The sequence below is a fragment of the Trichlorobacter sp. genome (genome assembly GCF_030247655.1).
Taxonomy (GTDB): Bacteria; Desulfobacterota; Desulfuromonadia; order Geobacterales; family Pseudopelobacteraceae; genus Trichlorobacter.
This window is the reverse complement of sequence record NZ_JAOTRZ010000008.1, coordinates 1-13,709: the sequence shown is the minus strand read 5'-3', so window position 1 is coordinate 13,709 and position 13,709 is coordinate 1. Positions and strand designations below refer to the sequence as shown.

The following is a 13,709-nucleotide window of genomic DNA, read 5'->3' as shown; positions in this document are numbered from 1 at the left end:
ATATACCGTTCCCTATCGTTCCGGCGGCGGGCCATAGCCGTCTCGCGGCGGCGGTGGTGGTGGCGCACATTCCGGCATCGCTGCCAGTGAACCCGCAAAGTTCTTACAGGTAGCCTTAAAACTGCCGTGGGCGGTTGAAATAGTAACGACCGCCCCTTCGGTTTTACCCTTACAGGCATCAAAGGCTTCTTGGGGTGGCCTTCTGCGCTCACCGCAGGGCGGTCTGTTACTGTCGTTGTCAGCCCAACAGAGCGCTGGGATCATGGCACTAAACAGACAGAGGGTGACGAGCTGTTTTCTGTGGCTGGCGGTCATGGGTATCTCCTTTGCACGATGCCTGTTTCAGGCATCTCGTGTTCAGGAAAAACTCTACTCTTTGTAAGGGGATATCTGGGTTAAAAGGCAGGCGGGATAGGTAAAGTTTTGTAAAGCAGCCCAATGCAGAGTACCTGACGGCAGACTGCATCAAAGGGCTCTACGGCTTGGGGACAGGGACTTGAGGCGGTGGTGGTATGTTTGGCGGAGCAGCCGCCGGTTCGCCGCCATGCATGGGGCAGTAGTCATCCGGTTCAGTACCGCTGGCAAAGAATTCCTCCCGCTTGACTGGGCAGACTGGTGTTGCCAGCAAGACGTTGGTTGGGTCAATGGTCACTGAAACCACGCTATCAGGCCGGACAAAGTCGGTAGCCGGTTTGCCCACCAGGGCCTGTCGCATGAACCGCTCCCAGATCGGCGCTGCCACTGCACCGCCGGTAAACCCCTTACCTCCGGACTTTGGCTGATCATGGCCGACCCAGACCCCCGCCACCAACTGCGGAGTGTAGCCGATGAACCAGGCATCATGGTAGTCGTTGGTGGTGCCGGTCTTGCCTGCTGCCGGGTATTTCTGGCTGAACTTTTTCAGCCCCCTGGCAGTACCGCTCATCAGCACGTCCTTCAACATACTGGTGGTAATAAAGGCGGTGGCCGGTGAGAGAGCCTGACTGCTGCTGGTTGTGTTTTCAAACCAGACTTTACGGTAGGTTTCGTAAATACGCAGGATGGAGCGCGGCTCAGTACGCACCCCGCCTGTTGCAAACGGCGCATAGGCCAGCACCAGGTCATGCAGGGTTACCTCTTCAGTGCCCAGTGCCAGCGAGAGGTTGTTGCCATGCAGGGCCAGCCCGTTTTTTGCAGCGACCTCCGTAAAGGCGGGAATGCCAATGGTCTCCAGCAACTTGACCGCAATCACGTTGTTTGAGCTTGCCAGAGCCTGACGCAAGGTCATGATACCGTGAGACTTGCCATCATAGTTATGGGGAGTCCAACTTTCACCAGCACCTTGAGGATAGCTGACTGCAACGTCATTCCAGAGGCTTGCTGCAGTAACCCCCTGTTCCAGGGCAGCCGCGTAGATCAACGGCTTGATAGATGAGCCTGGCTGACGCTTGGCCTGGATGGCACGGTTAAAACCACCCTTCAGATAGCTGGTGCCACCGACAGCTGCCACCAGATTTCCACTGACCGGATCAACCGCAACCAGTGCGCCCTGCAGCTGGGGTGACAGCTTGACAACACTGTCATGGAGGATCTGCTCTGCCTTAAGTTGCAAGCCCAGGTCCATGGCCGAGGTAACCTCAAGCCCTCCCTGTTCAAAGACCGCCGGACCATAGCGTTCAACCAGTTTTGCATGCACCAGCGCCAGGTACCAGGGGGCCTGGTTAGGAGGAACCGGCGCTACGGTATGGCTGGTCTGCTGACGCAACTGACTACTGGAGAGTACCCCCACATCAACCATCCGCTGCAGCACAATGGAGCGCCGCCTGGCCACATCAACCGGTTTACCCAACGGGTTATAACGACCAGGGTTCTTGGGAATACCTGCCAGAAAGGAACACTCAATATCAGTCAGTTCTTCCGGTGCCTTATCAAAGTAGATCCGGGCAGCCTGCGCAATGCCCCAGGCACCGTTGCCGTAGTAGATCTCGTTCAGGTACATCTCCAGGATCTGCTTTTTTGAGTACTTCTTTTCAAGCTCAAGTGCCATCAAGCCTTCGTTGACTTTGCGGTCAAGGCTCTTTTCACTGCTGAGATACTTGTTTTTGACAAGCTGCTGGGTGATGGTGGATCCACCCTCAGCCAGTCGGCCTTTTGCCACGTTTTTAACCGCTGCCCGGGCGATACCACGCAGATCAACGCCGCCATGCTCATAAAAGCGGGCATCTTCAACCGCAACAATCGCCTTTTGCAGAAAGAGGGGGATCCGGTCAATGGTGACCCAGTAGCGTTTTTCAGGTAACAACCGTCCAACAAAACGACTCTGGCTATCAAAGACCTTGATGGAATGGTAGCCAGCTGGGAGGATTGGATAGGCGGCAATCGACTCATAGGCCTGTGCAACCGGTGCAAATACAACCATCAGGCATATAGCAACAACGTACTGACAAAGCGATCTAGGCTGCACCGCGTTTCCTCCGTAATGCCTCCCGGTACAGGATGTCGTACTTGCGGGCTGATTCTTCCCAGGTAAACCTTTTCGCCATACCGTTTTTACGCAAGGCAGCCAGTCCTTCAGGATTGTTATAGAAGGTCCAGGTAGCCCAGCCCACTGTATCGTACAGGGCAGCAGCGGTCTGGGTCCAGAACTTGAAGCCATCGCCGGTTAAGGCTGCTTCATCAAAGTTTTCAACACTATCATCCAGACCACCGGTGGCACGCACCACTGGCGGGGTGCCATAGGCCAGCGAATACATTTGGTTCAGGCCGCAGGGTTCAAAGGCGGAGGGCATCAGGAAGAAGTCTGATCCAGCCTCAACCAGATGGGCCAGGGCATTGTCGTAGCCGATAAAGCAGCCAACTTTTTCAGGATGACGATGGGCCATGCCGCCAAAAAAGAAGTGCGCCCATGGTTCGCCGTTGCCCACCACCACCACCTGCAGATCCAGTTTGATCATGCTGTGGATCGCCTCGGCCAGCAGGTCAGTCCCTTTCTGGGGCACCATGCGGGAGACAATCCCGAACAGGGGTACATCTATCTCAGGCAGACCGAAACGCCGCTGCAGGGCACGCTTGCAGGTCAATTTGCCGGACAGGTCATCAGCGGTGTAGGTGGCAGGGAGATACGGATCAGTGGCCGGGTTCCATTCGTTATAATCAACACCGTTCAGGATACCGTACAGATCAGCAGCCCGCTCCTGCAGCACCCCTTCAAGGCCCCAGCCGTAGAGCGGTGTCTGGATCTCACGGGCATAGCCCTGACTAACGGTGTTCAACAGGGTAGCGTGGTAGATGCCACCTTTCAGCAGGTTGACCTGATCATCCTTTTCCAACCCCAGGAAGGTAAAATACTCCCAGCCGATATCCAGCACCTCCATCAGGCCGGGATAGAAGTCACCCTGATGCTGCATGTTGTGGATGGTCAGGATTGAGGCGGCATTACCCACCAGCGGATCATTTTTGTAGCTGGTATTCAGAAAAACCGGTACCGCTGCAGTATGCCAGTCATGGGCATGCAGAATATCCGGTTGCCAGCCCAGCATTTTCGGTAATTCCAGGGCTGCCCTGGAGAGGAATACATAGCGGTTGTCGTTGTCCATGAACCCGACGTTTTCCTCGCCGTAGATGCCAGCCCGGCCATAAAGCCCCTGATGTTCCAGAAAATAGACCGGCACATCGCTCTTGGGCAGGCGGCCTTCCCAGACCCCGCAGTACATCTCGCCGATAATTCCCATCGGCACCACCAGACTGCCGGACAACAGTTTTAGATCGTAACGTTCAGGATCAATACTGTAATAGCGGGGCAGCACCACCCGCACATCATGCCCCATGGCGTGCAGATAGCGGGGCAGATCACCCACCACCTCACCCAGTCCACCGGTCTTGGCATAGGGCGCGGCCTCCGAAGCGGCAAACAGAATATTTAGTGGTTTTTCCTGCCCCTTGCCCCTTGCCCCTTGCCCCTTACGCTCTTTCACGCCTTAAGCTCCTGCTGAATTGCAGCCACAACTCGTTCTAACTGATGCTCCAACTCTGACATCAGCCTATTTGCCTCTTCAAGATTGCCTTCACGGCCAGCCTTTTCCATGGCAGCTGCCGTCACCATAATGAACCGCCCTCCAACCGATCCCGATTCACCTTTGAGTCCGTGGGACAGACTGATAATCTGCTCCAGATCTCCTGTTTTCAGGTGGGCACGGAGTTGCTCAACCTTCAACGGGGCGCTCTCCAGATAAATACGGTAGACATCCAGCAACACATCGCCGCAGCCAAGGGCCAGATAATTCTTGCGATGATATTCGCGGTCAAGCGGATCGTCCGCTAGCGTACTCTGTTGCGTGGTCTCAAATTCAGCTTTATTCATGACCATTTCGGTCCCCTTCCCGTATTGTCCTGGTCGGACTTGTCGCAGTGCAGTCATCAGTTTCTCAACATCCACCGGCTTGGACAGATAGCCATTCATGCCACTTTGCAGGCACCGTTCGCGGTCTTCATCAAGGGCATGAGCCGTCATAGCCAGAACCGGGATAGCCGGATCAATGCCTGGCAGATGATGCTCCCTGATAGCCTTGATCACCTGGAAGCCGTCCATTTCAGGCATGGAAATATCCGTAACAACCAGATCATAGCTTTCTTTGCTCAGTTCCTCAAGCAGTCTGCGTCCATTTTCAACCGCCACCACCTGATGGCCCGCCCCTGTCAACAGCCGACACAATACCAGACGATTGATAGCCTGATCTTCTGCCAGTAGAATCTTCATACGTGGAAGCGGCTCATTGATCGGGAGTTCTTTACTATCCGGCTCTCTTTGGCAGACAACCGGGGAGAACGGCAACATAAGCAGGAATGTTGAGCCGATACCAAGCGTTGATACGACCTGAATGGTTCCCCCCATCAGGCTGCTCAGACTTTTGCAAATTGCCAGCCCCAGGCCGGTGCCGCCAAACTCCCGGGTGGTAGAACTGTCAGCCTGACTGAACATATCAAAGATCCGCTCCTGCTTTTCCAGGGCTATACCGATACCACTGTCCTGTATCTGAAAAGCTATCTGGAACCTGCCATCTTCATCATCAGGACAAAGCCGTGCTACGGTCAGTGTCACTTCACCCTGGTGTGTGAATTTGATAGCGTTATTAAGCAGGTTGGTCAAGACCTGGCGCAAGCGATCCTGATCGCCAAGTACCCTCTCCGGCAGCTCGTTACTATAGCTGCAGATCAGTCTCAACCCTTTTTTGTTCGCAACGGCCTGGTACATTGTACATAACGATTCCACCAGCCTGCCAAGGTTAAATGGCGCAAGGCACAACTCCAACCTCTTGGCCTCTATCTTGGAAAAATCAAGAATATCATTAATAATCAGCAGAAGGGCATCGGCAGAGTCTGAGGCATGCTCCAGCAGCTCCCGCTGCTCAGTGCTGAGTTCTGACTGTTTTAGCAGCGCATTGATTCCCATAATGCCGTTCATCGGGGTGCGTATTTCGTGACTCATAACCGCCAGAAATCGGCTCTTTGCCTGATTTGCTGTTTCAGCCGCCTGCTTTGCCTCTTCCAGCTCGCGGGTACGCTCTTCAATCCGGTATTCAAGCTGGTCATTCACTGTCTTCAGTTCGTTAAAGGTTTGGCTCAGGCTCTCGGCCATCTCTTTAACATTGTTGCTCAAGGCATCAACCTCACGCAGAAACGTTGGCTTAGGCCAGGCCGGTATAGTTCCCCGACTGATCTGCCAGGGCAGCTGCTCAGTGACCTGGCGCAGTTTTAAGGTGGAAAGTGACAATCCTTTAGTGGCTATTCGCGAAGCCATACAGACCAGTAGCATCAACCCCATAATCATGCTCATCTCTTTAATGGCGCGTTGATTGATCTCTTCTAAACCGGGACGGTAGGGTACTTCTACCACCAGATCCCACTGCTGAGTGGTTGTAAGGGGCACCCGGTTTACCAGCTGAGCTTTGGACATTACCTCTAGCCAGGGCACCCCTGGCTGTTTCGGGGGGTGTATGACACGTATGCCTTTTGGCGGTGCCGGACCGGTACTGCCGGTGGAGATGGCCAGCGGCTTGTCAGCGCTATCAAGCAGACGTAACGTTACGCGACGGCGGGAAGCGACAAAATCGCAGCGTTCCTGCAAGCGATTAAGCGGTATGACTGCGGTAACAACACCCTCCAGGCGACCCTCACGAATAATAGGCTGACCAAGTGCCGCTAATATCTTTCCCGTCGTATGATTGCCGGCCAGCTGCGTAGCCGACCCCAGATAGGGCATGCCATTTTTGAGCGGCTCTGTGACATGGGGACGATCAAGGAGAAGGCGCTGGCCAACCACCTCACCACTATCGGTCAGATGCGTAATTTCATGTCCCTGACTATCAAACAGGCCGATGCGCAGTAGTTCAGGATCACCTTGTTTGATGATTGCCATCACACGCCTGGTGTCTGCTGAGGCGGTAAGTGGCAGGGACACCGCCTGTGCTACCGCTCTTACCGAATCAAGACGCTGTTTAAGCCAGTCTCCCAGAAGGGTCTGAGTTGCCTCGGTTACCTGTGACGACGCTCTGTACAATGCGGCTTGATGTTGCTTTTCAGCCCCGCGCAGACCGATCATCAACATCAGCATGGGGGGGATATAAACTGCAGCAGTTACCAGCAGCGTCAAGGCCTCTGCAAAGGAGATGCGGTGCTCCGCTGCTCTGGTCTCCCTAAAACGTTGAAATCTGATTGCCACAATGATCAACGCGGCAATCTGGGCATTAAAGGCGCCGTTCAAGCCGAATTTAAGTGCAAAAACCAGGGCTGATTGGAGGCTGGTACCCAACAAAAAATGAAAGCAGAGCAGCACCAGTGGTATCCCGATTGCCAACCAATAGAGCATAACTGCCTGGGTTAGCCGCATTCCGCGCTTGGTCAGCAGGGCTACACCCAGCATCTCCAGCAAAAGGATCAGGAATGGAAACGGTTGTTGCCAAAGTAGCAGGGTGCTGGAAGCGGCCAGTACGCCAGCCAGAACCCCAAAACGCCAACCCAGCAGATTCAGGGCCACCAGCGGCAGGACAGAGCCCAGCAGTAATGCCAGGCGATAGTACAGTTCAACTTGCAGAAAACGGTTTAGCAGAAAGCCGCAACAGCCTGCTGCCAATGCCCAGAGGATGGCTTTACGAGTAGTGATAGTGAAGGGATGATTAGGCATATTGAGCGAGTTTAGCCCAACCAAACGAAAATGCAAGAAATTCAAGCAGTAATTAAAGTATATTCATCAGGGTTGCGGAGGGGGCTCAGGCTTCGCCCCCAAGCAGGAAGGCAAAGGCTATGTTAGCCCTTTTTTGATCAGGTCACGGGCAAACGCCTTGTCAACCTCCATGATATGTTTGGACAGCCATTCAGTAAAAAACCGCACTGCACTATCCACAATAGTGGGGTCACCAGCAAGAAAGGCGCGTTTAAAATCGTCGACTTTTTTAACCAACTCCTGATGGCAGATCTTATGTTCTACAGTGGCCGGGTAGCCATGCAGGCTCATCAGCTTTTCTTCTAATGCAAAATGGGTCTGGGTATAGGTGGTAAGTTCATTCAGAATGTTACCCAGCGGAAGCATCCCCTTATTTTCTCTGACTGCATCGGCCAGTTCATTAGCCAGATTGAACAACCTATGGTGCTGGGTATCTATCTGATCTACTCCTACTTCAAACATCGGCCCCCAGATCATCAATGGCATAAAACCTCCTTAATGTTCCGTTACTTCAAACTGCACGGGGCCTTGTAGCCAAAACGGATGCCACCCCAATGCTTGCCATTGATAAAGATCGGCACTGAAAGGTCATTCAGAATTTCGCCGGTATCACGGCGATAGGTCTGCAGCAGGACCCCATCGGTATTCTTGGCGCACCGCATACCGGTGTTGTCACCAAAGATCCGCTTGGTACGGTTATTAGCCATGTCTACCGTGTTGTCGCCGGTCAACGGCTTGCTGAAGCGCAGGTTGTGACAGGGGACATAGGCGTTGTTGTCAAAACAGATAGCATAGGCGATCTGACTGTCACGATTAACAATGGATTCCTGCATTGGCGAGATAACCCGGTCAAAGAATCCGTCAAAACGGGTGGTAAATTTGGGAGGAACGGTCTTTTTAGAATAGGGCTGATAGTTGCGGTCAAACAGGTCAGCCTCGGACAACGTGCCGTTTTTAATCGCCTCAGCAATGGCTGATTGCACACCACTGGACAGCTCTGCGGCATAGGCCTTGACCTGGTCATGGTAGTTACCCACCGAGAAGCGCCCCACCGTGCCATAGATATTTTCAACCGTATCGGCAAAACGGACAAAGGTCTCCATATTGGCCTTCATCATCTGGTTGGTACCGTGAGCTGCATCAGACACATGATGAATTTTAGAAGATATCTCTGCTGTTACCGTCGTTTGTTCTGCTGCTGCAACCGCTATCAGCTCACTCATCATACGTGAGCTTGAGGCACAATTCTTAATCTCTTCCAACTGGCGGCGGGCCTCTTCAGCCTGCTGCAGCCCGGTTTGTACCAACGCGCTTTCCTTGCGGATACTGGCTGCCGCACGCCCGCTTTCCTGCTGGATCTTGGCTACTACCCGCTCAATATCCTTGGTGGATTTAGTAGTCTTCTCTGCCAGCGAACGAACCTCATCGGCAACCACGGCAAAGCCCCGTCCCGCCTCACCGGCACGGGCCGCTTCAATGGCTGCATTCAAGGCCAGCAGGTTGGTCTGGTCAGCAATATCCTCAATCAGGGAAAGCATGTCACCAATACTGGCAGAAGATCGCTCCAGTTCGGCAATACCAGCCAGGGTTGATTCAACACTCTCTGATACACTGCTCATGCAGAGCCAGGTTTCCTGCACCACTGCCAGACCGGCGCTTGCGGCACTGTCCACCGTTGCTGAAAGCTCAACAGCCTGATGGGTGTTTTCAGACACGTTCTGGATGGTGCTGCTCATTTCCTCTGCAGCAGTGGCCACCGTATCGGCATGCTCCATCTGATCCTGCACTTCTTTGGCAATCCGCTCGGTGGCATTGGAGAGTTCACAGGTATGCCCGCCCAGCTGACAGGCCTGTTGATAAAGTGAAGAGATGATTTCACGTACCGTCTGGGTCAGGTGGTTGACTTCACCAGCAAGATGGCCGATCTCATCATCGGAACGGATCGGCAGCACCTTGGTCAAATCACCTTCGCCCTTGGCAATATCTTCCACCTGGGCGGACAGTTCACGAATCGGTCGCACCACCAGCCGAGAAATCAACAGATAAAGCACACCGATAATCAGGAAAAAGAAAAAGACCCCCACACCGGTCAGAATCAGGGCCAGTTTTTTTGCCTTGGCAACCCCCTCTTCCAGCGAGGTGACCAGCTGCAGTCCCCCCAGAAATTTGGGGCCGGCAGCATGGCAGGCATTACAACGGGCTTCATTGGCAAGGGGGGTAGCCAGAACCAGGGCTGACTTCCCGTCAATACTGATATTCTGTTCTTTCTGCGCACCTGCCTCTACCGCCTGTTTGACCAACTCACTGGTCTCACTCCCGCTATACTGCTTGCCATCGGCATGGAACAACTGAATTTTGAGAGCACCGCCGTCCTTGACCGTCTCATCCACATACTTGTTAAAAACTGAAAAATCACCTTTCATCTTCAGTTCAATCAGGTCGCGCATCACGTTGGCAGCGGCCTGACGGGCGCTATGGCGCTGCAGATCAAGCATGGAGGTATAGGAGAGGTAAAGACTTAAGACGCCAAGGCAGGCAAAGCCGATGGACAGAGTCACGGCGATGGCAATCAGTACCTTGGCTGTAAGGCGGGCTTTAAACATTGGTAACACCTCCACGGATATAGGAAGTACGCAGTGTTGACCGGTTGCGGTATGGTATGCCGACTACCATAAACCGCTGTTTGAGAAAAAGCAAGCAGACAATAACGTTGTTTTAAATGAGATGTGTGGGCAGTAAGACTTCCAGTTGCATAAGTTCATCAATGGTTTTGGTCAAAAGCACCGGACAGCCGAGCTGCTCAGGCAAGCGAAGATCAATGTCATAACGGTCACCAACAAACAGCACCGCTTCAGGAGGAAACGACAACTCTGTCAGAATTTGATCCAAAACCACCTGGTCAGGCTTTGGCCGCCAGGTGTCATTGATGGTGATTACTCGCTGGAAGCCCTGTTCAAGATCCAGGCAGCTGAGAATTTTGCTGGTCAACGTTTGATTGTTATTGGTCAGTAGCCAGCAGACATACCGTTGTCCCAGCGCCGAAATCAACGGCAGGACGCGAGGATCAGGCTGAATGTAGTCATGGGGGTCCAGCTCTTCTGCAAAGCGGCGGTGCAGCTCCGGCACCGTACCGCCTAAGGTCTCTATCGCCACGGCAATGGTTTGTACGGTGCCCCGCTCATCGGTCAGGCGTTGACGCAACTCCTTCAGACGCGCGCCCCCCTCTGCTGGCGGCACCCCCAACAACTCACCAACATAGCGTGAAGCAGATTCCCAGATTATCTGTTCAAATGTTTCTGAAACATAGAGCGTACCGTCCAGATCAAACACAATCGCCTTGATCAGATCCCGGTTCACAGGCTGATACCACGCAGACAGCCCAGTTTGGGCTCTGCCACCCCTTTGGACTGCACCAGCACCCGGAAGGTATCACCCATCCCCCCTTCCGGCATGATCAGACGCTTGATGGTCAACCGCAGCTTCAACTTGTCTTTTTCCGGCAGGTCTGATGCCTCAATCGCCTCCAGCTCCTCAATCACCCCGGCAGCCAGCAAAAAGCGGGACTGCTCGCCAAACCAGAGCGGTTTAAGGCCCAATTCTTCACCACGCTCAATCAAGGCGCTGAAATTGATATGGGTGGTGATATCCTGCTGGCCCAGCCGCTGGTACGGATTATCTTCCACGGTATGTTTGTAATAGCAGAGTAGGGTGCCCAGATTACGTTGGGGCGAGTAAAGTTCGGCCTTGGCCCAGCCATAGTCAATGGTCAGGATAAAACCATTTTGGAGACATTCAGCTACGTTTTCAAACCAGGACAGACCAGCCAGAGAGACCTCAGCCTCCTGCCCGGGGTGCAACGGAATCCCAAAGCGTTCAAGATATGCCTCGAGCGCCGGGGTAGACGGCACATCAGCCAGATCCTGCAGTTGGTCGCCATCCAGCGTAACGTAAATTTCCTTCAAACCCTGTTCGGCCATCAACACCCGATGCACCGGCATGGCATCCAGCAGTTCATTGGAGTAGAGCACACCACTGAAACGAAAGTTCGGCAACTCTGTTGGGGAGAGCCAGGACAGCTTATCACCATGCTTGGCCAGCAGGGCCGCCTGAGCCTCGGCCAGGGACGGCTCCTGCTCAACCAGCACCAGCTTTGTAGCGGCATAGCAGTCCGGCTGCTGCTCTGCCAGGAAATCCATGATGTCGCAGGCAAGACGGCCATGACCAGCCCCCACTTCCACCAGGGTAAAGTCAGTCGGGCAGCACATGGATCGCCACATGGCAGCGATCTCACGGGCAATCACCCGCCCAAAGGTGGCATGCACCGTAATGCTGGTGTAGAAATCCCCTTCAGTTCCAACCTTGCGGCCCGGTGAGGTGTAATAGCCCAGGCCCGGTTCATAGAGGCAGGCAGTCATGTAGTCGGCAAAGGTCATCCGGCCAGTGGCGCGGATACGGTCAGCAATAATGGTGTCTAAGGTCATAGTAGTCATGGTTGTGAATTATGCAGGGACACGGAATCAGGGTCAAGAATCAAAGTTCAGTTTGCCTCATTTCTTACGATAGATTTCACGCAGCCCCTTGATCTGACGCTTCAACTCCTTGCGTAGTTCAGGAGGTTCCAACAGTTCTGCATGTCGGCCGTAGGAAAGTATCCAGGCCAATATTTCCAGCGAACCGGCTGCCTCAAAGAAAAGCAGCACCGAGCCATCCGGCTCGGTCAGCATGGTCTGGTCTGGCCGCCAAACCCGGTCCCGCACCATATGGGCCACCTCAGCGTCAAAACGGATCTTGAGCTGCATCGGCTGATCAGACACCAGGCCAAAGGCGTCACTGAAGTGATGTTCAGGGCTGAACTCATCCGGCATTTCAAAACGCTGGCGAGTGACGGTCAAGCCGACAATCCGCTCCACCGCAAACAGTCGTACAGCCCTACGATTATGGGCATGGGCAAGCAGGTAGAGCCCCCCTTTGGCCAGCACCAATGTATAGGGATCGATCTCATACAACGCAGCCTCTTTGCCACTGCGGCTATAGGACAGTTTAACCCGATACTGGTACAGCAACGCCCGACGCAGCTCAGACAACAGCTCGGCAGACCCGGCATAGGTTTTGCCCCCCTGAAAGCGGGGTAGTGACACCCGGGCAATCCGCTCCAGATGGGCCACAGAGCGGGGTGGTAATGAGGCATGGATCTTGGCAAAGATGGCATCAATCTCGGCCCCAAACGGCTCGGGCGGCAACAGTCCGGCACAGGCCTTTAACAGGTGCAGCGACACCAGCTCATCCAAAGTAAAGGTGATCGGAGCCACCTGACGGGTATTGGTCAGGAAGCGGTACACCTTATGCCCATCCTGCCTCTTGGCGATCAGTGGGTAACCGGCCTGCTGAATCGCCACCAGATCCCGATGCACGGTGCGGCGATCAACACCGGTTTCCTCCACCAGATCATCCAGCGTGATACCATTACGGGTCTCAATCAGACGGATGACATTGTGCAAACGTGCTGCCTGGGTGTAATGGCCGGTTGGCTTGCCTCTGGTTTTCATCGTTTCCCCCGGTTGTTTTACTAAAAAACTCAGGTATACTGAAGCATCTAAACAAAGGTACGTGATGTTGTGCTCCCTGACAACGGCTTTCTGACATATCTGGTCACGCAGTTTCCGTTTCTGCAGCAGCCCGGCTATCCTGCCCTGTTTGCGCTCAGTTTTCTGGCCTCGACCCTGGTGCCACTTGGTTCAGAATGGCTGCTGGTACTGATGCTGGTCAAGGGCTATGACCCTGCCACCAGCGTACTGACCGCCACAGCAGGTAACACACTGGGGGCCTGCACCACCTGGCTGATTGGTCGCTATGGCGGTGACTGGCTGCTGGCCCGGTTATTCAGGATCAGTGACCAGCAGCGGCAACGGGCCGAGTCATGGTATCAGCGTTACGGTAGTTTCTCATTACTGCTGTCCTGGCTGCCGGTGGTGGGCGATCCGCTCTGTCTGGTAGGCGGACTGCTCAAGATTCGCTTTCCAATCTTCCTGTTGCTGGCAGGGGTGGGCAAGCTGGCGCGATATGTAGCAGTGGCCTGGCTGACCCTGCGCGTGGCTGCAGGAGCGGTATAATCCATGGAGGTAACCCAATGAAGATCTTCATTGCTGGCGGCACCGGTTTTGTCGGTGGTCATTTAACCACAGAACTACTGAAACGTGGGTATGAGCTGATTTTGCTCTCTCATGCCGGGTCAGGTTCGGTACAGCCGGGGATAACGCTCTGCCAGGGAGATGTCACTGATCCGTCAAGCTATCAGCAGGCCATGAAAGGCTGCGATGCGGCCATTAATCTGGTGGGGATCATCCGTGAGTTTCCTGCCAAAGGGATTACCTTTGAGCGTCTGCATGTGGAGGCCACCGCCTGCATGGTGCAGGCAGCGCAGCATGCAGGAGTGCTACGTTATCTGCAGATGTCTGCCTTGGGAACACGCCTTGACGCGGTCTCCGGCTACCATCGCACCAAATGGCGGGGG

The 13,709-nt window shown here is 54.2% G+C and carries 11 protein-coding genes; 2 read left to right on the top strand and 9 right to left on the bottom strand.

Annotated elements, in window-relative coordinates:
* Positions 1 to 12: 12 nt before the first annotated feature.
* The 9 genes from OEL57_RS01400 to OEL57_RS01360 form a co-directional block, all read right to left on the bottom strand.
* On the bottom strand, positions 13 to 315 hold the full coding sequence (locus tag OEL57_RS01400) for a hypothetical protein (RefSeq protein ID WP_300736037.1): 303 nt from the start codon (positions 313 to 315) through the stop codon (positions 13 to 15).
* 160 nt (positions 316 to 475) lie between these two features.
* Positions 476 to 2,398, bottom strand: coding sequence for a transglycosylase domain-containing protein (locus OEL57_RS01395; protein WP_300736082.1), 1,923 nt, complete (start codon positions 2,396 to 2,398; stop codon positions 476 to 478).
* 34 nt (positions 2,399 to 2,432) lie between these two features.
* Positions 2,433 to 3,953, bottom strand: a complete 1,521-nt coding sequence (locus OEL57_RS01390) for a glycogen synthase (RefSeq protein ID WP_300736035.1) — start codon at positions 3,951 to 3,953, stop codon at positions 2,433 to 2,435.
* Positions 3,950 to 7,159, bottom strand: a complete 3,210-nt coding sequence (locus OEL57_RS01385) for a hybrid sensor histidine kinase/response regulator (RefSeq protein WP_300736032.1) — start codon at positions 7,157 to 7,159, stop codon at positions 3,950 to 3,952. The genes OEL57_RS01390 and OEL57_RS01385 overlap by 4 nt, the downstream gene beginning before the upstream one ends.
* 117 nt (positions 7,160 to 7,276) lie before the next feature.
* Positions 7,277 to 7,684 carry a bacteriohemerythrin gene (locus OEL57_RS01380; RefSeq protein ID WP_300736030.1) on the bottom strand — a complete coding sequence of 136 codons (408 nt, stop codon included), beginning with the start codon at positions 7,682 to 7,684 and terminating at the stop codon, positions 7,277 to 7,279.
* A gap of 20 nt (positions 7,685 to 7,704) precedes the next feature.
* Entirely contained in the window at positions 7,705 to 9,801 is a 2,097-nt protein-coding gene (locus tag OEL57_RS01375) for a methyl-accepting chemotaxis protein (protein WP_300736029.1), read from the bottom strand.
* A gap of 112 nt (positions 9,802 to 9,913) precedes the next feature.
* Entirely contained in the window at positions 9,914 to 10,555 is a 642-nt protein-coding gene (locus OEL57_RS01370; protein ID WP_300736028.1) for an HAD family hydrolase, read from the bottom strand.
* Positions 10,552 to 11,688 carry a class I SAM-dependent methyltransferase gene (locus OEL57_RS01365; protein ID WP_300736026.1) on the bottom strand — a complete coding sequence of 379 codons (1,137 nt, stop codon included), beginning with the start codon at positions 11,686 to 11,688 and terminating at the stop codon, positions 10,552 to 10,554. The genes OEL57_RS01370 and OEL57_RS01365 overlap by 4 nt, the downstream gene beginning before the upstream one ends.
* Before the next feature lie 57 nt (positions 11,689 to 11,745).
* Positions 11,746 to 12,744 (bottom strand): helix-turn-helix transcriptional regulator, encoded by a 999-nt coding sequence (locus tag OEL57_RS01360; protein WP_300736025.1) that lies wholly within the window; start codon positions 12,742 to 12,744, stop codon positions 11,746 to 11,748.
* A 120-nt stretch (positions 12,745 to 12,864) separates the two neighbouring features.
* Between OEL57_RS01360 and OEL57_RS01355 the strand changes: the two genes are divergently transcribed.
* Complete coding sequence (locus OEL57_RS01355) at positions 12,865 to 13,308, top strand: YqaA family protein (RefSeq protein WP_300736080.1); 444 nt, start codon at positions 12,865 to 12,867, stop codon at positions 13,306 to 13,308.
* 17 nt (positions 13,309 to 13,325) lie between these two features.
* On the top strand, positions 13,326 to 13,709 hold a 384-nt coding region (locus OEL57_RS01350; protein WP_300736024.1), incomplete at its 3' end, for an NAD-dependent epimerase/dehydratase family protein.